We start from the raw sequence: 24,385 nt of genomic DNA on the forward strand, positions 1-24,385 counted from the left end.
GTCGCCCGAGGGCGAAGGACATGCGCAGGCTGATATCGAAATCGAGGCCGTTGTTCGGGCGGCTCGACCGGACCGTCGACAAGATGGTTCGGCTGATCGGACATTTCGGCAGCGCCGCGATCGGCCTCTCGGCGATCGCCCTGGTGTGGGCCGGCATCTTCTACACGATCTCCGAAGAGCATACTCGCACCGAGCAGTCGGCGCTGAAGAACGGCGCCAACCTGGCCCGCGCGTTCGAGGAGCAGATCATCCGCTCGATCCGCGCGGCAGATCAGACCTTGCTCTACGTCCGCGACTCCTATGCCAGGGACCCGCACAACTTCGACATGTCGCTATGGTCGAAGAACAGCCAGTTCCTGTCCGACTTCTCGTTTCAGGTCGTCGTGATCGGAAAGGACGGCATCATGCTGTCCAGCAACATCGATCCGAACATGCGCGGCCTCGACCTGCGCGACCGCGAGCACTTCCGCGTTCATGCCGGCGGAAAGGATGATTTTCTCTTCATCAGCAAGCCGATCTTCGGCCGCGTCTCCAACAAATGGTCGATCCAGCTGACCCGCCGCATCATCATGCCGGACGGTTCGTTCGGCGGCGTCGTCGTGGTCTCGCTCGATCCCGAATATCTGTCGAGCTTCTATAATTCGGTCGATCTCGGCAAGAAGGGCAATGTCACGCTCCTCGGTCTCGACGGCATCGTGCGCGCACGGGCCTCGGCCGGCCCGGGGGGCGTGGGATCCTCGCTCGCCGGCAGCCCGGTGATGAGCGCCATTCAGCACAGAAGCAGCGGCTTCTACACCTTCAAGAGTCTGATCGACGGCGTCACGCGCATCTACTCGTTCCAGCGCATCAAGGATCTGCCGCTGGTGGTCATTGTCGGTCAGGCCTCCGAGGAGATCTTCAGCGCCTTCAAGCTCAACCGCGATCGTGATCTGCTGGTCGGGGCGTTGCTGACGGTGGTCATCGGCATCATCACGATCCTGATCGCGCGCTATCAGGCGGGGCTTGCCGCCTCACGTGATGCCGCCGAGGCAGGTACGCGGGCGCGCTCCGAATTCCTGGCGATGATGAGCCATGAGATCCGCACGCCGATGAACGGCGTCATCGGCCTTGCCGATCTCTTGCTGTCGGCGGACCTCGGGCCGGAGCAGCGCAAGATCGCGACGACCTTGCGCGAGTCGGCCGACTACCTGTTACAGCTGCTCAACGACGTCCTCGATTTCTCCAAGCTCGATGCCGATCGTCTGGAGATCGAGCACATCGAGTTCGACCTGCACCGGTCGGTGACTGCGACCGCCGAACTGCTGGTGTCCCGCGCCAAGGAAAAGGGTCTGCAGCTGACCACCTCGATCGCGCCGGAAGTGCCGAGCTACGTGGTCGGCGATCCCGCGCGATTGCGCCAGGTGCTGTTCAACTTGGTCGGCAATGCGCTCAAATTCACCGAATCGGGCGGCGTCCATGTCGATGTCCGTGCCGAGAACCTTGCCGGGCCGAACCTGACGCTGGTGTTCTCGGTGGCCGATACCGGCGTCGGCATTCCCGCAGACGCCGTCAGCCGGCTGTTCAAGCAGTTCTCGCAGGTCGACAATTCCATCTCGCGCCGCTTCGGCGGCACCGGTCTGGGGCTCGCGATCTGCAAGCGCCTCGTCACCTGCATGGGCGGCGACATCAAGGTGCAGAGCAAGGTGGGCGAGGGCAGCACCTTCACCTTCTCGATCCAGGTTCAGCCGCAGCCGGACGTCGAGCAGGTCAGCGCGCACGAAGCGACCATCGCGCCGGTCGGCGAGACGATCGCCGAGGAACGTCCGGCCAGCCTCGAGCCGCTGAAGATTCTCGTTGCCGAGGACAATCTGACCAATCAGTTCGTCGTCAAGAAGCTCCTGGACAAGCTCGGTCACCGCTACGACATCGTCGAGAACGGAACGCAGGCGATCGCGGCCGTGCAGAGGCAGAGCTACGATCTCGTGCTGATGGACATGATGATGCCCGAGATGGACGGGCTCACGGCGACGCGGATGATCCGCTCGCTGCCGCCGCCTGCCCAGGACATCTACGTTATTGCCCTGACGGCCAACGCCACCAGCCAGGATCATCTGGCGTGCACGGAGGCCGGCATGAACGACTTCGTGACCAAGCCGGTCACGCGCGATCGACTGAATGCCGCTCTGCTTCGCGCGGTCGCTGCTACACACAAGGAAAGGCTCTTCGCATGACCGACTTGGTGCAATTCGACGAATCCGTCTATCAGACCCTGGTCTCCGAGCTCGGCGAGGAGGATGCGCTGGAAGTCCTGCGCACGTTCCTCGACGATACCTCGGGAAAGTTCGGCACGCTTGCCGCCAAGTTCGAGGATCGCCTCGAACTGAGGCGCGAGGCGCATTCGATCAAGAGTTCGTCGGCGACGTTCGGTTTTTCGGCGCTGTCGCGCCTGTCGCGCGAACTCGAGGTCGGATCGTCGACGATGGAGCCGGCGCAGATGCTGGAGATGATCCACAAGATGCAGCGATCATTCGATCAGTCAGCCGTCTTCGCCGCGGCTAACCTGCTCAAGTCCGGAGCGTCAGCCGCTTGAGCGAGGTCGGCGTGGTCTGCGGCGCTGCTGTTTACCTTTCATTATGCCTACCGAATTCAGTAACTCGTCCTTAATGGCGGACATTTAGGGTCGTGACACGCGGTCCAGAAGCACCGCGTCGGTCCGGCAGGGTCCGTGGTTTGCGTACGCGGGTGGAGTTGACTCATGGATATTATGACGAGTGCGGGGCTCGTGGCTGGCGTGATCGTCATCGCGACGATGATGCTGCTGGGCGGCGATCTCGAGATGTTCGTCAGCGAGCACGCCGCAATCATCATCTTCGGCGGTTCGATCGCAGCCACCATGATTCGCTTCCCGCTGGGCGTCATGCTGCACGGCGTTCCGCTTGGAATGAAGTACGCTTTCACCATGAGCCGCCTGTCGGCCCGCGAGCTCGTCGACGAGCTCGCCCGCATTGCCGAGATCGCGCGCAAGCAGGGCCCGGTCGGCCTGGAAAAGGTCGAGACCGACGAGCCGTTCCTCGCCAAGGGAATCCGCTACGTGGCCGACGGCTACGATCTCGAATTCATCCGCGACAATCTCGAGCGCGACCGCGACAATTTCCTGATGCACCTGGACGAAGGCAGCAAGATCTATCGCGCCATCGGCGACTGCGCCCCGGCGTTCGGCATGGTCGGCACGCTGATCGGCATGGTGCAGATGTTCGCCAACATGACCGACCCCTCGAAGCTCGGCCCGTTCATGGCGACCGCGCTGCTCGCGACCCTGTACGGCGCGTTGGTGTCGAACCTGATCTGTCTGCCGATCGCCGACAAGCTGCATGGCAAGCTGCTGGACGAGGAAACCAACCGGACGCTGATCATCGACGGAATCCTGATGATCCGTGACTCCAAGAGCCCGGCCCTGGTCCGCGAAATGCTCCTGGCCTATCTGCCCGAGAAGCATCGCCACGCCGAAGGCGAACCCGTGCCGGCCTGATCGGCTGAGGCGGGGCGATCCGGGGTGGGGTAGGCAATGGCAAAGAAGAAGAGGGGCGATGCGCATGGCGGCGGTCACGGCTGGTTCGTGACCTTTGCCGACCTGATGGGACTTCTGGTCAGCTTCTTCGTGATGCTGGTCGCGTTCTCCACCATGGACAACAACAAGCTGAAAGTCGTCGCAGGCTCGATGCGCGACGCCTTCGGCGTGCAGTCCGAGTCGCGCTATTCGGGCATCGTGGAATCCGACGGCCTGCCGACCCGGCCGAAGCTCAAGAACGCCGCCCACATCTCGCCGGAGGAGACCGCGCGCGAGCCGAGCCCCGAGCAGGAGGAGCGCCAGCATACCAATGGCGCCAAGCTGAAGATCGATCGCCAGTTCGCGCTGGCGTCCGCCTCGCTGCGTCAGGCGCTGCAGGACATGCCGGAGATGACCGAGATCTCCAAGCACATCATGTTCGAAGAGACCAAGCAGGGGCTCAACTTGGAGATCGTCGACCAGGACGGGCGTTCGATGTTCGCGGATGGCTCGAAGGTGCCCTTCGACCGCACGCGACGCCTGATCGAGAAGCTGGCCGCGCCGCTGAAGGCGACGCCGCTTCGGGTGCAGATCACCGGGCACACGGCCGCCGGCTTCGTTCCCGCCCGCAGCGATTATGGTGGTTTCGACCTGTCGGCGGATCGCGCCAACGCGGTGCGGCAGATCCTGGAGCGGGAAGGGCTGCCGGCGAGCCACATCTACGCGGTCTCCGGCAAGGCGGACACCCAGCCGCTGTTCCCGGACGACCCCTCGCTGGCCGCCAACCGCCGCGTGACGATCACCCTGATGCGGGAAGACCCGCCATTGCCGCCCGATCTGAAGCCCTAGCCGGGACGCTTCGCTTCCCGCATCATATTGCCGCATGGCGGCTTGCGAACGGCAACGAAGAGCATCGGCAGGCACTTGATTCGCCCGAGGCAGATCCGACATCTGCCTCAGGATGCTTGGGCTAAAGGCGCCTGCCGCGATGCGGCATGCGACATCGGCGTCAGCCGTGCCGTTTGGTTGCGGCCTGGGAACATCGGTCTGTTTACGGTAGAGGCTTGACCTGCGAACGGTCTGCGTTCACACGCGCCGGGCCAGACAGGAAGATGCGTTCCAAGCAACATGACGGCCAGCGCGACATCGACCGAAGGACAGGACACCGCGAGCACGTCGGGGTTCTGGGGGCTGACGCTAGGCAGCATCGGCGTGGTGTTCGGCGACATCGGCACCTCGCCCCTCTACGCCTTTCGCGAGGCTGCGCACGGCGCTGCTCAGGGACAGCCGGTGTCGCGGATCATCGTGCTCGGCGTGCTTTCCCTGATCCTCTGGTCGCTGTTCATCGTGGTGACGGCCAAATACGTGCTGCTGCTGCTCCGTGCCGATAACAATGGCGAGGGCGGAACGCTGTCGCTGATGGCGCTGGGACAGCGCGCCCTGGGCCGGCGCAGCCTGTTCCTGATGTCGCTGGGCGTGATCGGCGCGTCGATGTTCATCGGCGATTCGATGATCACGCCGGCGATCTCGGTGTTGTCCGCGGTCGAGGGCCTCAAGCTCGCGGCGCCCGCGCTCGAGCACTACGTCGTGCCGCTGACCGTGTTCATCCTGGTCGTGCTGTTCGCGGTCCAGAGCAAGGGGACGGCGCGCGTCGCCTCCGCGTTCGGCCCGGTCATGATCACATGGTTCACCAGCCTCGCCGTGATGGGAATCGTCCACATCAGCGACGACCCCTCCGTGCTTGCGGCCATCAATCCCTATTACGCGGTGCAGTTCCTGCTCTCGCATGGCACGATCGGCCTGATCACCCTGGGCGCGGTGTTCCTCGCGGTCACCGGCGGCGAGGCGCTCTATGCGGATCTCGGTCATTTCGGCCGCAGGCCGATCCAGTCGGCTTGGCTGTTCTTCGTGCTACCGGCGCTGCTGATCAACTATTTCGGGCAGGGCGCCCTGGTGCTGTCCGATCCCGCCGCGATCGAGAATTCGTTCTACCGGATGGTGCCTGAACTGTTGCTGCTGCCGCTGGTGGTGCTGGCGACCGCCGCGACCGTCATCGCGAGCCAGGCCGTGATCACCGGTGCCTATTCGCTGGTCGGCCAGGCGGTCCAGCTCGGCCTGCTGCCGCGTTTCGAGGTCCGCTATACGTCCGAGAGCCATGCCGGCCAGATCTATCTGCCGCGCGTCAACCGGTTGCTGCTGATCGGCGTGCTGCTACTGGTTCTGCTGTTCCGGACCTCGAGCAATCTGGCCTCCGCCTACGGCATCGCGGTGTCCACCACCATGGTGGCCGACGGCATCATGGGCTTCGTGGTGATCTGGAAGCTGTGGAACTTGCGTGCGGCCGTGGCGGCGGCCGTAATCGCTCCCTTCGTCATCGTCGACATGACCTTCTTCAGCGCCAATCTGCTGAAGCTCCTCGAAGGAGCCTGGGTTCCGCTGCTGTTCGGTGCCGCAATGGTCGTGACGATCTGGACTTGGCGGCGTGGCTCGGCGATTTTGGTGCTCAAGACGCGCAAGATCGAGGTTCCGCTGGACGACCTGATCACCAGCCTGGAGAAGAGGCCTCCTCACATCGTCAAGGGCACGGCGGTGTTTCTCACCAGCGATCCGACCTCCGTGCCGACGGCCCTGTTGCACAATCTCAAGCACAACAAGGTGCTGCACGAGCACAATGTGATCCTGACCATCGAGACCGCGCAGACGCCGCGGGTCGATGTGTCGGAGCGCGTGCGCATGGAGAAGATCAGCGAGAAGTTTTCCAAGGTGCGGCTGCGCTTCGGGTTCATGGAATCCCCGAACGTGCCGCGCGCGCTGGCGGTGGCGCGCAAGCTCGGCTGGCAGTTCGACATCATGTCGACGTCGTTCTTCGTCTCGCGCCGCTCGTTGAAGCCATCGTCCCAATCGGGCATGCCGACCTGGCAGGACCATCTCTTCATTGGCCTGAGCCGGTCGGCCAATGACGCCACGGACTACTTCCAGATTCCGACGGGCCGGGTCGTCGAAGTGGGTACCCAGGTAACGATTTAATCGATTGATCTTCCCTGGCGGCTCATGCATGCTTAATTGCATGGCTGAAGCGCATTCTCTTCAGGTCCATAGCAGCGCTCTGCCGCTATAAGCCGCGCGCTCTGCCGCGTTGTGCAGTGAAGCATTAACGAGTCCTCGAGGGGGCTACCCCATGACAGTCGACGTCGCAGCTACGCCCGCGGAAGCGCCGGCGACCAACGGGCATGGCAACGCCCATTCCACGGCCAGCTTCGCGGCGCTGACACTGGGAAGCATCGGTGTCGTCTATGGCGACATCGGCACCAGCCCGCTCTACGCGCTGCGTGAAGCGGTCATGGCTGCGAGCAGCGGCGGCGAACCTGCGCCTCACGCCGTGATGGGGGTGATCTCGCTCATCCTGTGGGCTCTCATCGTCGTCGTAACCCTCAAATACGTCGTGATCCTGCTGCGCGCCGACAACCACGGCGAGGGCGGAACGCTGGCGCTGATGGCGCTCGCCCAGCGCGCGGTCACGCGCGGCGCCAGCGTCATCGTTCTGCTCGGCATCATCTCGGGCGCGCTGTTCTATGGCGATGCGGTGATCACGCCGGCCCTGTCCGTGCTGTCGGCGATCGAGGGCATCAAGCTGGTGACGGCGGCGTTCGATCCCTACGTCGTGCCGCTCACGGTCATCATCCTGGTCATGCTGTTCGCGGTCCAGGTGCGCGGCACGGCCAAGGTGGCAGCGTTCTTCGGCCCGATCATGCTGATCTGGTTCGTGGTGATCGGGATCGCGGCGCTGCCGCCGATCCTGCGTCATCCGGAGGTGCTGTGGGCGATCAATCCGATGAAGGCCGTCACCTTCATGCTGCATCACGGTATCATCGGCTTCATCACGCTGGGCGCGGTGTTTCTGGCCGTCACCGGCGCCGAGGCGCTCTATGCCGATCTGGGCCATTTCGGCAAGCGGCCGATCCAGACCGCATGGCTGTTCATCGTGTTGCCGTCGCTGGCGCTGAACTATCTGGGGCAGGGGGCGCTGGTCATCGCAGACGCGAAGGCGATCGAGAACCCGTTCTTCCTGATGTTCCCGGACTGGGCGCTGATCCCGATGGTCGCGCTCGCCACGATGGCGACGGTCATCGCGAGCCAAGCGGTCATCACCGGCGCCTATTCGCTGACGCGGCAGGCGATCCAGCTCGGCCTGCTGCCGCGCTTCGAGATCCGCCACACCTCCGAGGCGCATTCGGGTCAGATCTATATTCCGCGCATCAACAAGCTGCTGCTGATCTCGGTCATGCTGCTGGTGCTGATGTTCAAGTCGTCGAGCGCACTGGCCTCGGCCTACGGCATCTCGGTCACCGGCACGATGGTCGTCACCGCGATGATGGGCTTCGTCGTGATCTGGAAGGTCTGGCGCTGGTCGCCGTTCGCGGCGGCCGCGCTGATCGCGCCGTTCCTCTTCCTGGACCTGACCTTCCTGGCGGCGAACCTCCTGAAGGTGCTCGAAGGCGGCTGGGTGCCGCTGGCGCTGGGCGGCTTCGTGATGACGCTGATGTACACGTGGCGGCGCGGCAGCCGGCTCTTGTTCGACAAGTCGCGCAAGCTCGAGTTCCCGCTCGCCGATCTCGTTGCGATGCTCGAGAAACGTCCGCCGCAGCGGGTGGCGGGAACGGCCGTGTTCCTGACCAGCGATCCCTTGAGCGCGCCAACCGCGCTGATGCACAGCCTCAAGCACTACAAGGTGCTGCACGAGAAGAACGTGATCCTGACCATCGAGACCGCGCCGACGCCGCGCATCGATCCGTCCGAACGCGTTCGCCTCGAGCAGATCAGTCCGACTTTCTCCAAGGTGACGTTGCGCTTCGGCTTCATGGAATCGCCCAACGTGCCGCGCGCGCTGGCGATCGCGCGCAAGCTCGGCTGGCAGTTCGACATCATGTCGACCTCGTTCTTCCTGTCGCGCCGCGCGCTGAAGCCGGCTGCGCATTCGGGCATGCCGCGCTGGCAGGATCACCTGTTCATCTCGATGAGCCGCTCCGCCAACGATGCGACCGACTATTTTCAGATCCCGAGCGGACGGGTGGTGGAGGTCGGCACCCAGGTCACGATCTGAGCTCTGGACCCGCCGCGCCAGTGTGCCGAAGCGCTTGATTTTCGTAGCGTCTAGGGTGAGTTTGGCGGCCGGATCAGGGTCGGTACGGCCCTGCTGAAGGCTTGGAGGATGGGCGTGGCTGTTGTGCACGATTTGACCCCGCAGGACGTGGCCCAGGGGATCGCGGAAGGGCGAATTCTTCTGGTTGACGTGCGAGAGCCGAACGAAGTTGCTGCGGAAGCCTATCCCCACGGCGTCGTCGTTCCGCTGTCGGGCTTCGACCCGAAGCTGATCCCGGATCCCCAAGGCAAGGATGTCGTGTTCGCCTGCCGCTCCGGCAAGCGCTCGGTGACGGCCTCGCTGGCGGCGCAGGCCGCCGGTCTGCCCTACGACAAGCATCTCCAGGGGGGCATGCTCGGCTGGAAGGCGGCCGGCCTGCCGACCAGGACCGGCGGCTGACAGGCGATCATGATCTCGCAGAACAAGGTCTTCGCCGACCTGCCCGTCACCATTTTCGAGCAGATGTCGCAGCTCGCGCGCGACAACAACGCGATCAATCTGGGGCAGGGCTTTCCCGACGATCCGGGCCCGGAGGATATCCGCCGCGCGGCGGCCGACGCCGTCCTCAACGGCTACAACCAGTATCCGTCGATGATGGGCCTGCCCGAGCTGCGCCAGGCCATCGCGGCCCACTACCGGCACTGGCACAAGCTCGATCTCGACCCGATGAGCGAGGTCATGGTCACCTCCGGCGGCACTGAGGCGCTGACGTCGGCGATCCTGTCGGTGGTGGAGCCGGGCGACGAGGTGATCTGCTTCCAGCCGGTCTATGATTCATACTTGCCGATCATCCGCCAGGCCGGCGGCATTCCGCGCCTCGTCCGGCTCGAGCCGCCGCATTGGCGGCTGTCGGAGGAGATGCTGCGGCAGGCGTTCTCGCCGAAGACCAAGGCGGTGCTGTTCAACAACCCGCTCAACCCGGCCGCCGTGGTCTATCCGCGCGAGGACCTCGAGCTGTTGGCGCGCTTCTGCCAGGAGTTCGATGCGGTCGCGATCTGCGACGAGGTGTGGGAGCACGTGGTGTTCGACGGCCGCGCGCACATTCCGCTGATCACGATTCCCGGCATGCGCGACCGCACCATCAAGGTCGGCTCGGCAGGAAAGATCTTCTCGTTGACGGGCTGGAAGATCGGATTCGTCTGCGCCGCGCCGCATCTGTTGCGCGTCGCCGCCAAGGTGCATCAATTCCTGACCTTCACGACCGCGCCGAACCTGCAGGTCGCGGTCGCCTACGGGCTCGGCAAGTCGGACGACTATTTCGTCAATATGCGCAGCGAGCTCGCGCGCAGCCGCGACCGGCTCACGGCCGGTCTCGAAAGCCTGGGCTTTCCCGTGCTGAAGGCGCAGGGGACCTACTTCCTGACCGTCGACCTTTCGCCGCTCGGCCTCAACGAGACCGACGAGCAGTTCTGCCGGCGCATCGTCCACGACTACAAGGTGGCGGCCATCCCGGTGTCGGCGTTCTACGAGACGGATGCCGTGACGTCCGTCGTGCGGTTCTGCTTCGCCAAGAAGGACACAACCTTGGATACGGCACTGGAGCGCCTCTCGGACGCCATCCACCGGCGCTAGGAGACAAGAGTGATGACGCGCGGCTGCATGGGTTCGGCTCTGGTGCTGGCTGTCGCGGCGCTGGCGCTCACGGTGCCGGCGGGGCGCGCCGAGGAGCGCGTCGTCAACTTCTACAACTGGTCGAACTACATGGCGCCAGGTGTCCTTGACGACTTCACCAAGGAGACCGGCATCAAGGTCGTCTACGACACGTTCGACGCCAACGAGACCCTGGAGACGCGGCTGCTCGCCGGCAAATCCGGCTACGACGTCGTGGTTCCGACCGCGTATTTCCTGCAGCGCCAGATCAAGGCAAAGATCTTCCAGCCGCTCGACAAGTCGAAGCTGCCGAATCTCGCCAACGCGTGGCCTGTCGTCACTGAGCGTCTCGCCACCTACGACCCCGGCAATCAGTTCGCGGCCAACTACATGTGGGGCACGACCGGGATCGGCTACAACGTCAAGGCGGTCGAGAAGATCCTGGGTCCCGGCGCGCGGATCGACAGCTGGGACATGGTGTTCAAGCCGGAGAACCTCGCCAAGTTCAAGGATTGCGGCGTCCACATGCTGGATTCCGCCGACGACATCCTTCCGGCGGCGCTCAACTTCCTCGGTCTCGATCCGAACTCGACCAAGCAGGCCGACCTGGAGAAGGCGGCCGACGTGGTCGGCAAGGTTGCGTCGTCTGTCCGCAAGTTTCATTCGTCGGAGTATCTGAGCGCGCTCGCCACCGGCGAGATCTGCCTGGTGGTCGGCTGGTCCGGCGACATCATGCAGGCGCGCAGCCGCGCCGAGGAGGCCAAGAACGGCATCGAGATCGGCTACGCCATCCCGAAGGAGGGCGCGCAGATGTTCTTCGACAATTTTGCGATTCCCGCCGACGCCCCGCACGTGGCTGAGGCGTATGCGCTGATCAACTACCTCTACCGCCCTGAGATCGCCGCCAAGAACTCGGACTTCCTGTCCTATGCCAATGGCAACCTGGCCAGCCAGAAGCTGATCGACCCGAAGATCCTCGGCGACAAGAACATCTATCCGGACGAGGCGATGCTGAAGAAGCTGTTCGTCATCACCGCCCGCGATCCGGCCACGCAGCGGACCATCAACCGGTTGTGGACCAAGGTGAAGACGGGGCGGTGACGCGACACCTGGTGTCCGAGACGATTGTCTCTGGATGACAACATCGCGCAACAGTCAGCAGCATGGCGAAGCGTAAAGGATGGCTCGAGCCCGTAGGCGCGTGGGCGCGTACGGGATCGTCGATGCGGTTGAACCTGACTCGAAAGGGTCACGACCAGCGCTGGAAAACGATGCTGGCGTTGACTCCGCCGAAGCCAAAGCCGTTCGAGATCGCACGGTCCATTCTCATCGATCTCGGTTCACCGCGGACCAGGTCCACACTGTCGGCCGCTGCGTCGGGCGTGGTGATATTGCGGGTCGGCGGCGCGATCTGATCGCGCAGAGCCAGAACGGTGAAGATCGATTCCAGCCCACCGGCTGCTCCGAGGAGATGGCCGGTCGATGATTTTGTCGCGCTCACGGCAATGCGCCTGTCGCACCCGAACACCGCCTTGATCGCTTCGAGCTCGCTGCGGTCGCCCGACGGCGTGGAGGTCGAGTGAGCGTTCAGATGCTGCACGTCGCCCGGTTCGAGCCCGGCCTGTCGCAGCGCAGCCTCCATTGCGCGACGCGCGCCTTCGCCGTCCTCGGGCCCGGACGTGATGTGAAAGGCGTCGCTGGTTGTGCCATAGCCAACGATCTCGGCAATTGGCGACGCCCCGCGTGCAAGCGCATGCTCCAACTCCTCGATCACCAGGACGCCGGCGCCTTCCCCCATGACGAAGCCGTCGCGGTCTCGATCGAACGGCCGGGACGCGCGGTCCGGCGTGTCATTGAAGCGGGTCGATAGCGCCCGAGCCGCGGCGAAACCTCCCAAGCTGACGAGGTCGATGCAGGCCTCCGTGCCGCCACACACCGCAATGTCAGCTTCGCCCGATCGGATCAGGCGAGCTCCATCGCCGATCGCCTGTACGCCCGCTGCGCATGCGGTAACCGGCGTTCCTACGGGTCCCTTGAAGCCAAACCGGATGCTGACATGACCCGCTGCGAGATTGGGCAGGAATGATGGTACTGTGAAAGGCGACAGCCGTTGCACGCCTCGCTGCTCGGTGGTCCTGACCGCCTCGACGATAGCCGGAAAACCGCCGATGCCGGACGCGATGATCGTGGCGGTTCGTCCGGCCGCGTGTGCATCAGCGGGCGCCCATCCGGCCTGGGCGATCGCCTCGGCGGCAGCCGCCAAGGCGAAAATGATGAACCGGTCCATCCTACGCTGGTCCTTTGGCGATGCGGCAAGGTCGGCATCGAAGCCACCCTCGGCATCCTCGCTCTTGCTGGGCACGATCCCGGCGACTTTGGCCGGCAAGGCTGCAGCCCATTCGGGTAGCGCGCGGAGTCCCGACCGGCCGGACAGCAGACGCGCCCACGCAAGTTCAACGCCGCATCCCAAAGGGGACACGACACCCAATCCCGTCACGACAATCCGACGCATGCTGCTCTCCTAGCTAGTCTGGCGAGGAAGACGTCTCCGGGCGCATTGCTCGGATCGAGGCGAGACGCTTGCGCATGCCTGCGCTTGCTCGCGGACCAGGGAGAAGCACCGCGTTCGTCGGCGTGATCGGCGTCTTGCTGCAGGCATCCACCACGACCGGATCGAACGTGCGTGCGCTGTTGCGATCAGCCATGACAATCGATTTGCCCTCGGGGGCGAGGTGCCTGTTTCCCCACGCGAACATCGCCACCACGACCGGGAAGAAGTCTTGGCCCTTGGGGGTGAGGACATATTCGTATCGGGGCGGGTGTTCGTTATAGAGCCGCCGTTCGAACATGCCCGTATCGGTGAGATGTGCGAGGCGACGCGACAGGATGTTGGACGCGATACCCAGGCTGTCCTGAAATTCGTCGAAGCGAGTGAGTCCCTGGAACGCGTCGCGCAAGATCAGAATGCTCCACCACTCGCCGACGCACTCGACCGCCCGTGCGGCGGGACATTCCGCAGATTTGAATTTCTTCGGCTGCATACCGCCACCATGCCCGAGTAACTTGCTAATTGCAAGTCACAAGCCAGAGCCGTGCCCGCACGCTGGTGCCGGGCGCTTCACACGCGCGACCATGACGGTCGGACAGCGCGGCTCGTCGCTCCCGGCGACTGAGCGGGGTCGTCTGCAGGTGGGGTGGACGGCACTTCAGCGAGCTGGCGGCGAGTGATGCGCCGCTTTGATGGCGTCGGCGCGACCAGACGACCGCGTAGCCGTCACCGGCCGCGCCGAGATCCATTCAGATCAGCGTTTGGAATGACGGGGTCGTCGAGCTTGATCGAGGTTTGGACGAAAGCCCTCTTGGCGGTCCGCTGTCGCGCGGCGTCCATCTTTTGCGCTGACTGGTGCGCGACCTGATCAGGCCCAACGGGCGTGTCCCAGTCGATCGTCAGCCCCGCGCCTTCATCGACCGGAACCGCCCGGCAATGGGCGATCCCCGCCGTTGGCAACCTCTCGGATCACCCCAACCGATGCATGGCGCAGAGCTTGTTGCCGTCGAGGTCGCGCAAGTAGGCGAGGTAAAGCTTGCCCGTCGAACCTTCGCGGATGCCGGGCGGATTTTCGCAGGTGGTGCCGCCGGCTTCCAGGCCCGCTGCATGCCACGCGTCAGCCTGTTCGGGCGAGCTGCAGGCAAAGCCGATGGTGCCGCCATTGGCAGGGGTCGCGGGCTGGCCGTTGATCGGCTTTGACACCGAGAAGATGCCGGTCGGCGTGATGTAGAAGATGCGGTGGCCGTCGACCCTGGCCGGGCGCACGCCCAGCGTCCCCAGCAGCTTGTCGTAGAAGGCCTTGGCCTTGTCGAGGTCGTTGGTGCCGATCATCACATGCGAAAACATTCGCGCTTATCCTCCCTGGAGCTTCCGAACAGCTGTCGGATAGGCGGCCAAGGTAGCGGCCGTTGGTGCAAGAGGTAAGGGTTTTGTTCGGATGGGCCGATCGACGGAATGGGATGCTGCGGACCGGCTTCCTCGTGGTGGAATTTGGTACGGCGCCGACTACCGCCAGCGCCGGTGCAGCCAAAGCCACTGCTCCGGATATTCGCGGATCCAGCCCTCGACGACGTCGGTGACCGCCTGCGTCGTGCCCTGGATGTCGATCTGACCGTCGGCCGTCCGCACCGGCTTCACTTCCTCCGACACTTCGGCGCGGAAGCGATTGCCGGGAAGGCGGATGATGCGGACGCCGTGCACGGGGCATTCGACCTGGCGTAACAGGCGAGCCAGCATCGGATTGGCGCGGGTCTTGCGGCCGAAGAAGGTGACCTCGACGCCACCGGTCAGATACTGATCGACCAGCATGGCAACGTGCTGGCCGTTCTTGAGCGCCTGTGCCAGCCGCAGCGGCGCGTCGCGGCCGGCCGGGACCAGTGTGCCCATCTTGACCTGCCGAATCTCCTGGATGATGCGGTCGGCGGCGGCGATGTTGGGTCGGCGATAAAGGATGGCCGTATCGAGCTTATGGGCGACCGCCGCCAGCGCCGGCATCTCCCAATTGGCGAGATGGCTGGCAAAGATCAGGGCCGGCTTGCCGTCGAGACGGAGCTGATGAAACAGCTCATGGGTGCGCGGCGACAGCTCGATCCGGCTGAGCTCGGGATGCGCCTCGTCGTAATCCCAGATCTTGTCGAGATGGGCGAACTCGGCGCCGACGCGGCCGAGATTGTCCCACACGCCGGCGAGGATCTTCTCGATCTCCGCGGGCGATTTCTCCGGGAAGGCCGCGGTGAGATTGTCGCGACCGATGCGCTGCTCGCGCAGGCGTGGCCCGATCATCTGCGCGAGGCGCGCGAAGCGGTCGGCCGTCTTCTGCGGGTCGAAATAGCGCGTGGTCCTGAGCATGCCGACCGTCAGCGCGCCGACGGCGGAAGCCCCGGCCGACTTCACGGCTCGGCGGATCACGAGCTTGGTCCGGAGTGGCAGGAGACTCATCGATGGCAGCGGCGGATCAGGCCGGTTCGCGCGTCAGGATCAGCGAGGCGTTCTGGCCGCCGAAGCCGAACGAATTCGACATCACGGTGGTGACCCGCGCGTCGCGGGCCTTGTTGCCGACGACGTCGAACAGGATCGCGGGATCCGGAATGTCGTAGTTGATGGTCGGCGGAATCCGCTGATGCTCGAGCGTCTGCAGCGAGAAGATCGCCTCGACCGCGCCGGCCGCCGAGATCGTATGCCCGACCATCGACTTGTTCGACGACACCGGGATCTTGCCGGTGTGCTCGCCGAACACGGCGGAGACGCCGACATATTCCATCTTGTCGTTCTCGGGCGTGGCGGTGCCGTGGGCGTTGATATGGTCGATCTGCTCCGGCGCCATGCCGGCGTCGGCCAGCGCCTTGCGGATGCAGCCGATGATCGGCTTGCCGTCCGGCGAGGAGCGGGTGCGGTGGAAGGAGTCGGTCAGCTCGCCGCAGCCGGCGACGACGCCGAGGATCTTGGCGCCGCGCGCGACCGCCGCATCATAGCTCTCCAGCACCAGCGCCCCGGCGCCCTCGGCCATCACGAAGCCGTCGCGGTTCTTCGAGAACGGCTTCGAGGCGCCTTGCGGCGGGTCGTTCTGGGTCGACAGCGCCGACAGCAGCGAGAAGCGCACGAGCCCCTCCGGATTGACCGAGCCTTCGGTGGCGGCGCATAGCGCGACGTCGGTCTCACCGCGCCGGATCGCCTCGACGCCGAGCTGGATCGCGGTCGCGCCGGAGGCGCAGGCGGTCGACAGCGAGATCGGCGAGCCCTTGGTGCCGAATGTGTCGGACAGCGAATCGGCCACCGAGCCGAACAGGAAGCGGTGGTGATAGTTGACGAACTTGCCGCCGCCGCAGACCTTCAGCAGGTCGTCATAGGTGAACTGGGTGCCGCCGACCTCGTGCGCGAGCTCGAGCCGCTGCGGCCATTCGATCTCGACCGGGGCGACGGCGAGAAACAGCGGCCCCGGGAAGTCGCCCTTGGAGCCGATCCCGGCCTGCGCGATGGCTTCCTCAACGGCCATGTGGCCCAGCCGTTCGGACAGACCCGTCGACGTGAACGGGGCCACGGGAACGAAGTCGACCGTGCCGGCCATCGTCGTCTTCAGGCCGTCGATCGGGAAGCGCGTGATGGTGCGGATGCCGGACTCGCCCGCAACGAGCTTGTTCCAATTGTCCGACTTGCCGGCCCCGAGCGAGGTGACGATCCCCATCCCGGTCACGACCACGATGGGACGTCCAAACTTGTCGCGTACACTCATGATGTCCCCCGTCGTGAATCGATCGGCCGAGCCGCGTTCACTTGACTGCTTCGACCAAGGCCATGCCTTCGCCGCGGTAATGGCCGGCGCCGACCACTACGATCTGGGTCGGAGCCTCCTTCATGTCCGCCTCGACGCCCGAGGAGTCGCCCGGTGCGAACAGGGCACCGCGCGAGATCGACAGCGCCGCCAGCGCGAGATCGAGCGCGAAATGCGCCTCCATCGTGTGGCCGAAGCGGGTGCCGCTCGAGCGCACGGCGTAGGATTTGTGATGGTCGAGGAACGCGCGTTCCTCCGACGTCACGGGCTCGGCACCGGTCGCGCCGGTGATGATCGCGCCCGGCGCGTCATGCACGTCCAGCGCCGACCAAAGACGGTCGAGCGTCCCGGTGACGGCACCTGCCTCCTTGCGGCGGGCGCGGTCGGCGACGACCTTGCTGAGCCGCGCCAGCGGCTTGGCGCCGCGGGCCTCGGCATGCGGCTTGGATTCCAGCACCAGGAACGCGCCGGCCGATCCGAGCGCGAAGCCCGGATGGTCCTTGCGGGCCCAGACCGGCTTGAACTCGTTCTTCAGATTGTAGTCGCCGAACTCGTACAGCACGAGCAGATCCTTGCGCTCGCCATTATGCGAGCCGCCGACCAGAGCGATGTCGCTCTGGCCGCCGGCGATGCGGGCCAAAGCGATCTTGAAGGCGTCGACGCCCGCAACCTCCTCGCCCATGAAGGTGCGCGAGGTGCCGCAGACGCCGTGCGAGATCGCGATGTTGCCGGCGAGCAGGTTGGACAACTGCGCCAGGAACAGGGTCGGGCGCAGGTCGTTCATCAGCCGGTCGTTCAGGAAGCCGGGCGTGCAATTGCCCTGGGCTTCCGCGTTGAGGATCGCGATGTCGACGGAGATGTCGCGCTCGCCGCCGCCCGCGGCCACGATCATGTCCATCCGGGACAGGATGTCCTTGTTGCCCTTGAGGCCGGCGGAATCCAGCGCCAGCCCGGCGGCATAGGTGCCGATGCGCTGCCACGCCTCCATCTGGCGCTGCTCCTTCTTGGGGATCTGCGCTTCCAGATTCACCTTGGCCCAGGGATGCACGATGTAGGGCGCGAAACCCTGCTCGTCGATGTTGATCTGGCCGGAGTTGAGGGCGTCCCAGTTCGCATCGAGTCCCTCGCCAAGCGAGGTCGCAAGACCGATACCGGTGATCCAGACTTCGACGGGATTGGAGGTCACGGCTGTCGTCTCACTCATCGCTGCAGGACCTGTTGCGGAAAGCCGACGCGCTTGGCGACGGCGTCCATGTGTCCGCGCAGCTCCGGATTGGGGAAGGGGACGTGGCTGAAAGTGATCGTCGCGTTCGAGCGCAGCTTGCCGCCGACCTTCACGCGCGCTTCGGTCACGGCGTAGCCGGAGCCCTCGTGCAGCACGTTGGCCTCGACGGTCAGCACCTCGCCCGGCGACACGAAGCCGCGCATCTTGGCTTCCTTCACGGCGGCGAGGAACGGCATCCGCTCGAACTTCATCAGCGCGAGCAGCAGCCAGCCGGACGTCTGGGCCATGGACTCGATCAAGAGAACACCGGGCATGATCGGATAGCCCGGAAAGTGTCCTTCGAAGATCGTGCTCTCGGTGGGAACCTTGGCTTCGACAGTGATGGCCTTCTCGTCCAGTCGGAGGTCAAGAATGCGGTCGATGAGCAGGAAATATTCGATTTGCATGGCGGGCGCTCAGGCGCCCTTGGCGGCGACCAGCTCGTCGATGCGGGCGCACAGGTTCTTCAGCACGAAATACTGCTCGGTGCTGGCTTTGCCGTCGTTGACTTCCTGCGTCCACTTCTCGAGCGGCAGCTTGATCCCGAAGGCCTTGTCGATCGCAAACGCGATGTCGAGGAAATCGAGGCTGTCGATGCCCAGATCGTCGATGGCGTGGCTATCCGGCGTGATCGTGTCGCGCGGGATGTCGCAGGTTTCAGCGATGATCGTGGCGACCTGATCGAATGTTGAGGACATCACTAAGCCTTTGATATTTTGGAGCTAATCCGGTAGGTGGCGACGGGAGGACACCGCGCCCCCGGGGCCGTCTGATGCGAGCCCTTCTACCCCCGCCGCCCGGGAGTCGTGTGCCCGTATATCGGAGCGACGCGGTGAGTTCAATGGAGCCGGACACGGCGGTTGTGGCGGGATTGTGATGCTCCGCCGCTGGCGGCCGAGCGGCGTCCAGCAGGGATCAGGGCGTGTAGGTCTCGGTGATGATGCGGGCGCAGTCGTGCCGTCCGGTCAGCAGGCAGTCCTGGGTCTTGCGCAGGTCGGCAATGCTCATCGCCAGCCAGATGCCGATCGCGGTCAACGCGACCGTGAAGGCGATCGCCGCGATGTTGGCCAGGATGCGGTGACGGAAATCGTCGGGCTCTTCGCGCGGCTGTTCATATCGGGAGAGATCGAGTGTCGGCCGCTCGCGCCGATGCAGCTGAATCGGCGGGCTGCCGCCCTCGGTCACGCGCCGCACCGGACTGCTGCGCGGCCGGAACGGCACCACGCGATGCTCCTCCTCCGCTGCAATGGGGCGCTGGGACTTCATGCCTCGACTCCGATGGTCCTTTTTAGCACGCGGGCCCAACCTCTCACAAAGAAACTTTGCCACAATTGAGCTGCATCAGCAAAACATCTCCCTCCTCGGATGCATCCAATCGGCGCCCGCTCCGCGGGTGGTTGGAACCTGCCGCGACCGGTCCGAACGGCGTCGCAGCTACGGGCAGATGCACTGGAACGGCTCGGCAGGCGTGGCATAATGCTGATCATCCCCCGGGAGCCCAGGCCATGGCCAATACCCGCGAGCCGCTGCTTCATCCTGTGCCGATCCTGTCGCTGCGCCCGACGCAGATGACCGTCGGCATGCGCGAAGTGAAGGAGAAGCGCGAGCGCTGGCGCGAGCACAAGTCGAAGAAGAAGCAGGCCGAGCTGCTCGGCAAGCACATGATCCCGGTGGTGCTCGGTCCCGACCAGCGGCACTACGTCGTCGACCACCATCACCTCGCCCGCGCGCTCCATGACGAGGGCGTCAAGGACGTGCTGGTCACGGTGATCGGCGATCTGTCGATGGTCGATCGCGAGGCGTTCTGGGGCGTGATGGACAACAAGCGTTGGGCCTATCCTTACGACGCCAAGGGCGAGCGGCGGCATTTCAAGGACCTGCCGAAGACCGTCGCGGATATGAAGGACGATCCGTTCCGCAGCCTGGCCGGCGAGTTGCGCCGCGCCGGCGGCTTTGCCAAGGACACGACGCCGTTCAGCGAGTTCCTATGGGCCGACTTCCTGCGCCGCAAGGTCAAGCGCAAGACGGTCGAGACCCATTTCGCCGCCGCCATGGAGCACGCGCTGGCGGCCGCAAAGAGCCACGACGCCGTCTATCTGCCCGGCTGGTGCGGACCCGCGTCGGACGACTGACTGGCTCACTTCGCCTTGGGCAGCCGCCCCATCAGATAGAACTCGTCGTTGGGCCGCATGCCCGTGACATTTGCCATCCGGTTCGACAACGCGAAGAACGCCGCGATTGCGGCGATGTCCCAGATGTCGTCGTCGCTGAAACCGTGGCCGGCCAGCGCCTTGAAATCGGCGTCCCCGACCGTCTGCGCCTCCAGCGCCACCTTCATTGCGAAATCGAGCATCGCCCGCTGCCGCGGCGTGATGTCCGCTTTCCGGTAGTTGATCGCGATCTGGTCGGCGAGCAGGGGATTCTTGGCGCGGATGCGCAGGATCGCGCCGTGCGCGATCACGCAATACTGGCACTGGTTGGCGCTCGACGTCGCGACAACGATCATCTCGCGCTCGGCTTTGGTCAGCCCGCCGTCCTTCTCCATCAGCGCGTCGTGATACGCAAAGAACGCGCGGAACTCGTCCGGCCGGTGCGCGAGCGTCAGGAACACGTTGGGCACGAAGCCGCTCTTCTCCTGCACGCCGAGCAGCCGGGTGCGGATGTCGTCCGGCAGGGCGTCGATTGCGGGAACGGGAAAGCGGCTGATGGCGGGCTGGGTCATGGCAACGGGTCCGGCATGTGTGGCAGGGGGCGAACCTTAGTGGATCGCGGCGCAGGCGCAACGGTCCAGCTCAGCCCATCACCTCGCTCCGTGGCGGAATGCCCGCAACGCCTTCTCGAAGGCGTCGTCGATCGAGATTTAAGAGGGGGCCGCCGCCGTATTCAGCGCAGCGGCTTCTTCAGCAGCGAGAAGCGGTCCGGATCGAGGCCCATCGAGGGCTGCAGCATCGGCGCGTCCAGCGAGGCCGACAGGTTGCCGCGATCTCCGAGGCTGCCGGCGCCGCTGTCGCCGCTCGCAGCGTCGCGGCTCGAGGTCGCTCCGCGCCAGCGCTCCAGCACGGCACTGACGAAATGCATGTCGTGTCCGGCATTGACCGAGCGGACAGTCGCGATCGTCGCCTCGCTGCGCGGCAATTGATGCAGCGGCACCTCCTTGAAGCGCAGCCGGGTTGGTAGCGCGACGCCTTCGCCGAAGGCCAGCACCTCGCGGGTGCCGAGCGAGGGAACGAAGGAGAGCAGGTTGGCGGCGGCGTCGGAGACCGCCGAGCGCAGCAGCGACTGGTCGCGCTCGTTGGCGAGGCGCATCGTGAACAGCGTGTTGCACTGGGAGATGATGGTGGCGTCGAGCTCGGCCGGCCGCTGGGTGATGAGGCCGAGATAGACGCCGTATTTGCGGCCTTCCTTGGCGATGCGCGAGATCGCCTTGCGGGTCGGACCGAAGCCGATCGAACGGTCTGCGGAGGCGTAGCGGTGCGCTTCCTCGCAGACGAACAACAGCGGCGAGACGCCGTCGCTCCACAGGCCGAAATCGAACGCCATGCGGCACACGACCGAGACGACGGAATCGACGACCTCGGCCGGGAAGCCGGCGAGCTGCATCACCGTCATCGGGCGGCCGTTGGCCGGCAGGCGGAACAGATGGCTGATGACCTCCGCCATGGTGTCGCCGCCGACATTGGCGTTGTCGAACATGAAGGCGTAGCGCGGGTCGTTGCGCACGGTCTCGATGCGCGAGATCAGCTTGTGATAGATGATGCGCGAGGAGCGGTTCTCCAGCTTGCCCATGCGCTCGTCGATCAGGTTGATGAGGTCGACAAGGCGGTAGGGCACCGGCGTATCGACGGTGTAGCCGACCATCTTGGGATCGACGCGCTTGAGCCCGATGCGGTCCGTATTCTGGTATTGGGTGTAGATGCCCTTCGCCAGCGGGATCACCTCGGCGAGGATGTCGAGCTCCTCCGGCACGCCGGGCCGGCCGCCGAACAGGACGTCGACGATCTCCTCGAAATTGAACAGCCAGAACGGCAGCTTCAGATTGCGGGGGTTCAGCACCAGCGCGCGCTCGCCGAAGCAGCGGCCATATTCGTTGTGGACGTCGAGCAGGAAGATGCGCAGGTTCGGCCGCGCCTTGAGGATCTCGTTGAGCAAGAGCGACACGCCCGTCGATTTGCCGACGCCGGTCGAACCGAGCACGGCGAAGTGTTTCGACAGCATTTCCTCGACATTGACACAGGCGCGCACGGAGGTGTCCTGCTGCAGCGCGCCGATGTCGATGTGGTCGCCGGCGGTCGGCGTGTAGATCGTGCGCAGCTCCTCGCTCGTGATCATGTCGACGGCGTCGCCGATGGTCGGGTAGTGGGTGACGCCGCGCTGGAACTTGGGCCGTTCGGCCGGTCCGAGGATCTCGCCCAGCAGGTCCACCGACGCCGTCGCGACGTATTCGCTGGCATGCGACAGGTCTTCGCTGGTCACCTCGGTGATGATCGCAATGATCGTGGCGCTCGGGCAGCGAATGCTGATGAAACGGCCGACTGTGGCGCGGATATCGGAAACGGTCATCTGCTGGGTCGACAGAATGCCGACGCGGGCCTGGGAGCCCCGCACCGAGATCACGCGTCCGAAGGATGTCACGGTCATGAAACCTGTGGTGAATTGTTGAGCTGACACCTTCTCTGCTGGGACTGGAAAATTTGTTAAGCGGGCAATGTTTGTGAACGTGCTGCCGCCCAGCCCGGCGGTCGGAGGGGCGCGCGGAGCGTTGCGAATGCACCTTCTCAATGGCGCCTAACACCTTGCGGCATAAGGCTTTCTGCATCCTTCCCTAAAGCGTCGCTCGAGCCGCTCGGATTAACGTCCGGTTCACCATCTCCAAGGCTCTTCCGTCGCTGTTCGACCAACTGCCGGGTCTGGCCCGCGCACGGTCCTTTGCCGTGGCGCCGGCGGTCGACGTCGCCGAGCACGACAATGCCTATGAGGTCACGGCTGAGCTGCCCGGCCTCGACGAGAAGAACGTCGAGGTGAAAGTTGCGAGCGGCGTGCTCTCGATCAAGGGCGAGAAGCAGGAGGAGAAGGAGGAGAAGAAGAAGAAGGACTATTACGTCCGTGAGCGCAGCTTCGGATCCTTCGAACGTTCCTTCCAGATCCCTGACGGCGTCGACACCGACAAGATCGAGGCCGTGTTCAAGCAGGGCGTGCTCAAGGTCACCCTGCCGAAGAAACCCGAGGTGCAGAAGGCCGCCAAGACCATCGACATCAAGGCTGCCTGACCGGGCGCGGAGTCGCGCAAGCGCGCCGCGCTGTCCCATGATCATGGGACAGACGATGGATTGGACGCCGAGGAAGGGCCGCGCGCGCGGCCCTTTTTTTCGCGGAGCTGCAGGGGTAATCTGCCTCCCAAGCAAACGGTCGGCGATGCCGGACCGGGGAACGACCGGAAGGGAGACGAGAGGATGGGCAAGCTCGCACTGGCGGCCAAGATCACGCATGTGCCGTCGATGTATCTCAGCGAGCTGGATGGTCCGGCCAAGGGCAAGCGACAGTCGGCGATCGACGGTCATATCGAGATCGGCCGGCGCTGCCGCGAGGCCGGCGTCGACACCATCGTCGTGTTCGACACCCATTGGCTGGTCAATGCCGGCTACCACATCAATTGCGCGCCGCATTTCGAGGGGCTCTACACCTCCAACGAGCTGCCGCACTTCATCGCCAACATGACGTATGAATACGACGGCAATCCAGAGCTCGGCCACATCCTGGCCGAGGGCGCCAACGCCCATGGCGTTGCCACCATGGCCCACGATGCGACGTCGCTGGCGCTGGAATACGGCACCTTGGTGCCGATGCGCTACATGAACCCCGACCGCCACTTCAAGGTCGTCTCCGTCTCGGCGCTCTGCACCTCGCATTATCTCGCCGACAGCGCCAAGCTCGGCTGGGCGTTCCGCCGCGCGGTCGAGGATCATTACGACGGCACGGTGGCCTTCTTCGCCTCGGGCTCGCTGAGCCATCGCTTCGCCCAGAACGGCACCGCCGACGAGTATCGCGACCGCATGTTCAGCCCGTTCCTGGAGCGGCTCGACCACGAGGTGATCCAGATGTGGGAGCACGGCGAGTGGCCGGATTTCTGCGACATGCTGCCGGAATATGCCAGCAAGGGCCATGGCGAGGGCTTCATGCACGATACAGCCATGCTGCTCGGCGCGCTCGGCTGGAACCACTACGACCGCGGCGTCGAGGTCGTGACCCCGTTCTTCCCGTCGTCGGGGACGGGCCAGATCAACGCGGTCTTCCCGGTGACCCCGATGCCGCATGTGCTCGACGACATCGGCCGCCCGCGCGCTGCGGCGCTTGCGGGCGGACGGCTGTAGCAGGCGGGGTGTCCTACCAGACGCCCGCACACATCAGCATCTCCGTGATGTCCTCGGGAAGGGCCTGATCGGCCGTCGCCGCCAGCTCGTCCCTTTGCCACCAGCGTTGCGCGGCGACGGCCGCGCGCTCGAGGTCGGTCCAGTGCATCGAAATGATTGCAGCGTGTCCCGACGAAATTG

The 24,385-nt window shown here is 64.9% G+C and carries 23 protein-coding genes and 1 pseudogene; 12 read left to right on the forward strand and 12 right to left on the reverse strand.

Going from position 1 to position 24,385, the window contains the following annotated elements; translation table 11 throughout:
- Nucleotides 1-20 precede the first annotated feature (20 nt).
- From QX121_RS14550 to QX121_RS14590, 9 genes are all read left to right on the forward strand, one after another.
- Nucleotides 21-2,210, forward strand: coding sequence for a hybrid sensor histidine kinase/response regulator (locus tag QX121_RS14550; protein WP_315812287.1), 2,190 nt, complete (start codon nucleotides 21-23; stop codon nucleotides 2,208-2,210).
- Nucleotides 2,207-2,569 carry an Hpt domain-containing protein gene (locus QX121_RS14555; protein WP_315770895.1) on the forward strand — a complete coding sequence of 121 codons (363 nt, stop codon included), beginning with the start codon at nucleotides 2,207-2,209 and terminating at the stop codon, nucleotides 2,567-2,569. Before QX121_RS14550 ends, QX121_RS14555 begins: the two co-directional genes overlap by 4 nt.
- 165 nt (nucleotides 2,570-2,734) lie before the next feature.
- Nucleotides 2,735-3,508 carry a motility protein A gene (locus tag QX121_RS14560; RefSeq protein WP_315714499.1) on the forward strand — a complete coding sequence of 258 codons (774 nt, stop codon included), beginning with the start codon at nucleotides 2,735-2,737 and terminating at the stop codon, nucleotides 3,506-3,508.
- 36 nt (nucleotides 3,509-3,544) lie between these two features.
- Nucleotides 3,545-4,375: a flagellar motor protein MotB gene (locus tag QX121_RS14565; RefSeq protein ID WP_315739667.1), complete on the forward strand. Its 831-nt coding sequence runs from the start codon at nucleotides 3,545-3,547 to the stop codon at nucleotides 4,373-4,375.
- Nucleotides 4,376-4,654: 279 nt separating this feature from the next.
- A complete protein-coding gene (locus QX121_RS14570; protein WP_315770897.1) occupies nucleotides 4,655-6,553 on the forward strand; it encodes a potassium transporter Kup in 1,899 nt (632 codons plus the stop codon).
- 151 nt (nucleotides 6,554-6,704) lie between these two features.
- Nucleotides 6,705-8,627, forward strand: a complete 1,923-nt coding sequence (locus QX121_RS14575; RefSeq protein WP_315776887.1) for a potassium transporter Kup — start codon at nucleotides 6,705-6,707, stop codon at nucleotides 8,625-8,627.
- A gap of 108 nt (nucleotides 8,628-8,735) precedes the next feature.
- Nucleotides 8,736-9,065 (forward strand): rhodanese-like domain-containing protein, encoded by a 330-nt coding sequence (locus QX121_RS14580; protein WP_315739670.1) that lies wholly within the window; start codon nucleotides 8,736-8,738, stop codon nucleotides 9,063-9,065.
- A 9-nt stretch (nucleotides 9,066-9,074) separates the two neighbouring features.
- Nucleotides 9,075-10,238, forward strand: coding sequence for an aminotransferase (locus QX121_RS14585; RefSeq protein ID WP_315812288.1), 1,164 nt, complete (start codon nucleotides 9,075-9,077; stop codon nucleotides 10,236-10,238).
- A gap of 12 nt (nucleotides 10,239-10,250) precedes the next feature.
- Nucleotides 10,251-11,357: a polyamine ABC transporter substrate-binding protein gene (locus QX121_RS14590; RefSeq protein ID WP_315812289.1), complete on the forward strand. Its 1,107-nt coding sequence runs from the start codon at nucleotides 10,251-10,253 to the stop codon at nucleotides 11,355-11,357.
- 148 nt (nucleotides 11,358-11,505) lie between these two features.
- Here the strand turns inward: QX121_RS14590 and fabF are convergent, their stop codons facing one another.
- The 9 genes from fabF to QX121_RS14635 form a co-directional block, all read right to left on the reverse strand.
- Complete coding sequence (gene fabF, locus QX121_RS14595) at nucleotides 11,506-12,768, reverse strand: beta-ketoacyl-ACP synthase II (protein ID WP_315797641.1); 1,263 nt, start codon at nucleotides 12,766-12,768, stop codon at nucleotides 11,506-11,508.
- 13 nt (nucleotides 12,769-12,781) lie between these two features.
- Nucleotides 12,782-13,297 (reverse strand): helix-turn-helix domain-containing protein, encoded by a 516-nt coding sequence (locus QX121_RS14600; protein WP_315739674.1) that lies wholly within the window; start codon nucleotides 13,295-13,297, stop codon nucleotides 12,782-12,784.
- Nucleotides 13,298-13,773: 476 nt separating this feature from the next.
- Nucleotides 13,774-14,151, reverse strand: coding sequence for a VOC family protein (locus QX121_RS14605; protein WP_315739675.1), 378 nt, complete (start codon nucleotides 14,149-14,151; stop codon nucleotides 13,774-13,776).
- A gap of 159 nt (nucleotides 14,152-14,310) precedes the next feature.
- Complete coding sequence (locus QX121_RS14610) at nucleotides 14,311-15,243, reverse strand: lipid A biosynthesis lauroyl acyltransferase (RefSeq protein ID WP_315797643.1); 933 nt, start codon at nucleotides 15,241-15,243, stop codon at nucleotides 14,311-14,313.
- Nucleotides 15,244-15,259: 16 nt separating this feature from the next.
- Nucleotides 15,260-16,534 (reverse strand): beta-ketoacyl-ACP synthase, encoded by a 1,275-nt coding sequence (locus tag QX121_RS14615; RefSeq protein ID WP_409997704.1) that lies wholly within the window; start codon nucleotides 16,532-16,534, stop codon nucleotides 15,260-15,262.
- 37 nt (nucleotides 16,535-16,571) lie between these two features.
- Nucleotides 16,572-17,777 carry a beta-ketoacyl-ACP synthase gene (locus tag QX121_RS14620; protein ID WP_315739677.1) on the reverse strand — a complete coding sequence of 402 codons (1,206 nt, stop codon included), beginning with the start codon at nucleotides 17,775-17,777 and terminating at the stop codon, nucleotides 16,572-16,574.
- The gene (locus QX121_RS14625) at nucleotides 17,774-18,244 is read right to left on the reverse strand and encodes a 3-hydroxyacyl-ACP dehydratase FabZ family protein (protein ID WP_315781069.1); all 471 of its coding nucleotides are present in this window, start codon (nucleotides 18,242-18,244) and stop codon (nucleotides 17,774-17,776) included. The genes QX121_RS14620 and QX121_RS14625 overlap by 4 nt, the downstream gene beginning before the upstream one ends.
- A gap of 9 nt (nucleotides 18,245-18,253) precedes the next feature.
- Nucleotides 18,254-18,535 (reverse strand): acyl carrier protein, encoded by a 282-nt coding sequence (locus tag QX121_RS14630; protein WP_006609130.1) that lies wholly within the window; start codon nucleotides 18,533-18,535, stop codon nucleotides 18,254-18,256.
- Nucleotides 18,536-18,752: 217 nt separating this feature from the next.
- Nucleotides 18,753-19,103, reverse strand: a complete 351-nt coding sequence (locus tag QX121_RS14635; RefSeq protein WP_315812290.1) for a hypothetical protein — start codon at nucleotides 19,101-19,103, stop codon at nucleotides 18,753-18,755.
- A gap of 239 nt (nucleotides 19,104-19,342) precedes the next feature.
- Between QX121_RS14635 and QX121_RS14640 the strand changes: the two genes are divergently transcribed.
- Nucleotides 19,343-19,969 (forward strand): ParB-like protein, encoded by a 627-nt coding sequence (locus QX121_RS14640; RefSeq protein WP_315739680.1) that lies wholly within the window; start codon nucleotides 19,343-19,345, stop codon nucleotides 19,967-19,969.
- A 5-nt stretch (nucleotides 19,970-19,974) separates the two neighbouring features.
- Here QX121_RS14640 and QX121_RS14645 read toward each other — a convergent pair whose 3' ends face one another.
- Nucleotides 19,975-20,559: a peroxidase-related enzyme gene (locus QX121_RS14645; RefSeq protein ID WP_315797645.1), complete on the reverse strand. Its 585-nt coding sequence runs from the start codon at nucleotides 20,557-20,559 to the stop codon at nucleotides 19,975-19,977.
- A 161-nt stretch (nucleotides 20,560-20,720) separates the two neighbouring features.
- Nucleotides 20,721-22,475 (reverse strand): ATP-binding protein, encoded by a 1,755-nt coding sequence (locus QX121_RS14650; protein ID WP_315739682.1) that lies wholly within the window; start codon nucleotides 22,473-22,475, stop codon nucleotides 20,721-20,723.
- 242 nt (nucleotides 22,476-22,717) lie between these two features.
- Between QX121_RS14650 and QX121_RS14655 the strand changes: the two are divergent.
- Nucleotides 22,718-23,104, forward strand: a pseudogene (locus QX121_RS14655) (Hsp20/alpha crystallin family protein); the annotation flags it as partial.
- Nucleotides 23,105-23,287: 183 nt separating this feature from the next.
- Nucleotides 23,288-24,205 carry a 3,4-dihydroxyphenylacetate 2,3-dioxygenase gene (hpaD, locus tag QX121_RS14660; protein ID WP_315797647.1) on the forward strand — a complete coding sequence of 306 codons (918 nt, stop codon included), beginning with the start codon at nucleotides 23,288-23,290 and terminating at the stop codon, nucleotides 24,203-24,205.
- Between the two features lie 13 nt (nucleotides 24,206-24,218).
- Here the strand turns inward: hpaD and QX121_RS14665 are convergent, their stop codons facing one another.
- Nucleotides 24,219-24,353 (reverse strand): hypothetical protein, encoded by a 135-nt coding sequence (locus tag QX121_RS14665; protein WP_315758917.1) that lies wholly within the window; start codon nucleotides 24,351-24,353, stop codon nucleotides 24,219-24,221.
- Between the last annotated feature and the right edge of the window lie 32 nt (nucleotides 24,354-24,385).

The sequence above is a fragment of the Bradyrhizobium sp. SZCCHNR2028 genome, assembly GCF_032380995.1.
GTDB lineage: Bacteria > Pseudomonadota > Alphaproteobacteria > Rhizobiales > Xanthobacteraceae > Bradyrhizobium.

What these genes read in the sequence shown, in the direction of transcription:
- QX121_RS14550 (WP_315812287.1), top strand. Translation starts at nt 21, where the DNA reads ATGCGCAGGCTGATATCGAAATCGAGGCCGTTGTTCGGGCGGCTCGAC.
- QX121_RS14555 (WP_315770895.1), top strand. Translation starts at nt 2,207, where the DNA reads ATGACCGACTTGGTGCAATTCGACGAATCCGTCTATCAGACCCTGGTC.
- QX121_RS14560 (WP_315714499.1), top strand. Translation starts at nt 2,735, where the DNA reads ATGGATATTATGACGAGTGCGGGGCTCGTGGCTGGCGTGATCGTCATC.
- QX121_RS14565 (WP_315739667.1), top strand. Translation starts at nt 3,545, where the DNA reads ATGGCAAAGAAGAAGAGGGGCGATGCGCATGGCGGCGGTCACGGCTGG.
- QX121_RS14570 (WP_315770897.1), top strand. Translation starts at nt 4,655, where the DNA reads ATGACGGCCAGCGCGACATCGACCGAAGGACAGGACACCGCGAGCACG.
- QX121_RS14575 (WP_315776887.1), top strand. Translation starts at nt 6,705, where the DNA reads ATGACAGTCGACGTCGCAGCTACGCCCGCGGAAGCGCCGGCGACCAAC.
- QX121_RS14580 (WP_315739670.1), top strand. Translation starts at nt 8,736, where the DNA reads ATGGGCGTGGCTGTTGTGCACGATTTGACCCCGCAGGACGTGGCCCAG.
- QX121_RS14585 (WP_315812288.1), top strand. Translation starts at nt 9,075, where the DNA reads ATGATCTCGCAGAACAAGGTCTTCGCCGACCTGCCCGTCACCATTTTC.
- QX121_RS14590 (WP_315812289.1), top strand. Translation starts at nt 10,251, where the DNA reads ATGACGCGCGGCTGCATGGGTTCGGCTCTGGTGCTGGCTGTCGCGGCG.
- fabF (WP_315797641.1), bottom strand. Translation starts at nt 12,768, where the DNA reads ATGCGTCGGATTGTCGTGACGGGATTGGGTGTCGTGTCCCCTTTGGGA.
- QX121_RS14600 (WP_315739674.1), bottom strand. Translation starts at nt 13,297, where the DNA reads ATGCAGCCGAAGAAATTCAAATCTGCGGAATGTCCCGCCGCACGGGCG.
- QX121_RS14605 (WP_315739675.1), bottom strand. Translation starts at nt 14,151, where the DNA reads ATGTTTTCGCATGTGATGATCGGCACCAACGACCTCGACAAGGCCAAG.
- QX121_RS14610 (WP_315797643.1), bottom strand. Translation starts at nt 15,243, where the DNA reads ATGAGTCTCCTGCCACTCCGGACCAAGCTCGTGATCCGCCGAGCCGTG.
- QX121_RS14615 (WP_409997704.1), bottom strand. Translation starts at nt 16,534, where the DNA reads ATGAGTGTACGCGACAAGTTTGGACGTCCCATCGTGGTCGTGACCGGG.
- QX121_RS14620 (WP_315739677.1), bottom strand. Translation starts at nt 17,777, where the DNA reads ATGAGTGAGACGACAGCCGTGACCTCCAATCCCGTCGAAGTCTGGATC.
- QX121_RS14625 (WP_315781069.1), bottom strand. Translation starts at nt 18,244, where the DNA reads ATGCAAATCGAATATTTCCTGCTCATCGACCGCATTCTTGACCTCCGA.
- QX121_RS14630 (WP_006609130.1), bottom strand. Translation starts at nt 18,535, where the DNA reads ATGTCCTCAACATTCGATCAGGTCGCCACGATCATCGCTGAAACCTGC.
- QX121_RS14635 (WP_315812290.1), bottom strand. Translation starts at nt 19,103, where the DNA reads ATGAAGTCCCAGCGCCCCATTGCAGCGGAGGAGGAGCATCGCGTGGTG.
- QX121_RS14640 (WP_315739680.1), top strand. Translation starts at nt 19,343, where the DNA reads ATGGCCAATACCCGCGAGCCGCTGCTTCATCCTGTGCCGATCCTGTCG.
- QX121_RS14645 (WP_315797645.1), bottom strand. Translation starts at nt 20,559, where the DNA reads ATGACCCAGCCCGCCATCAGCCGCTTTCCCGTTCCCGCAATCGACGCC.
- QX121_RS14650 (WP_315739682.1), bottom strand. Translation starts at nt 22,475, where the DNA reads ATGACCGTGACATCCTTCGGACGCGTGATCTCGGTGCGGGGCTCCCAG.
- hpaD (WP_315797647.1), top strand. Translation starts at nt 23,288, where the DNA reads ATGGGCAAGCTCGCACTGGCGGCCAAGATCACGCATGTGCCGTCGATG.
- QX121_RS14665 (WP_315758917.1), bottom strand. Translation starts at nt 24,353, where the DNA reads ATGCACTGGACCGACCTCGAGCGCGCGGCCGTCGCCGCGCAACGCTGG.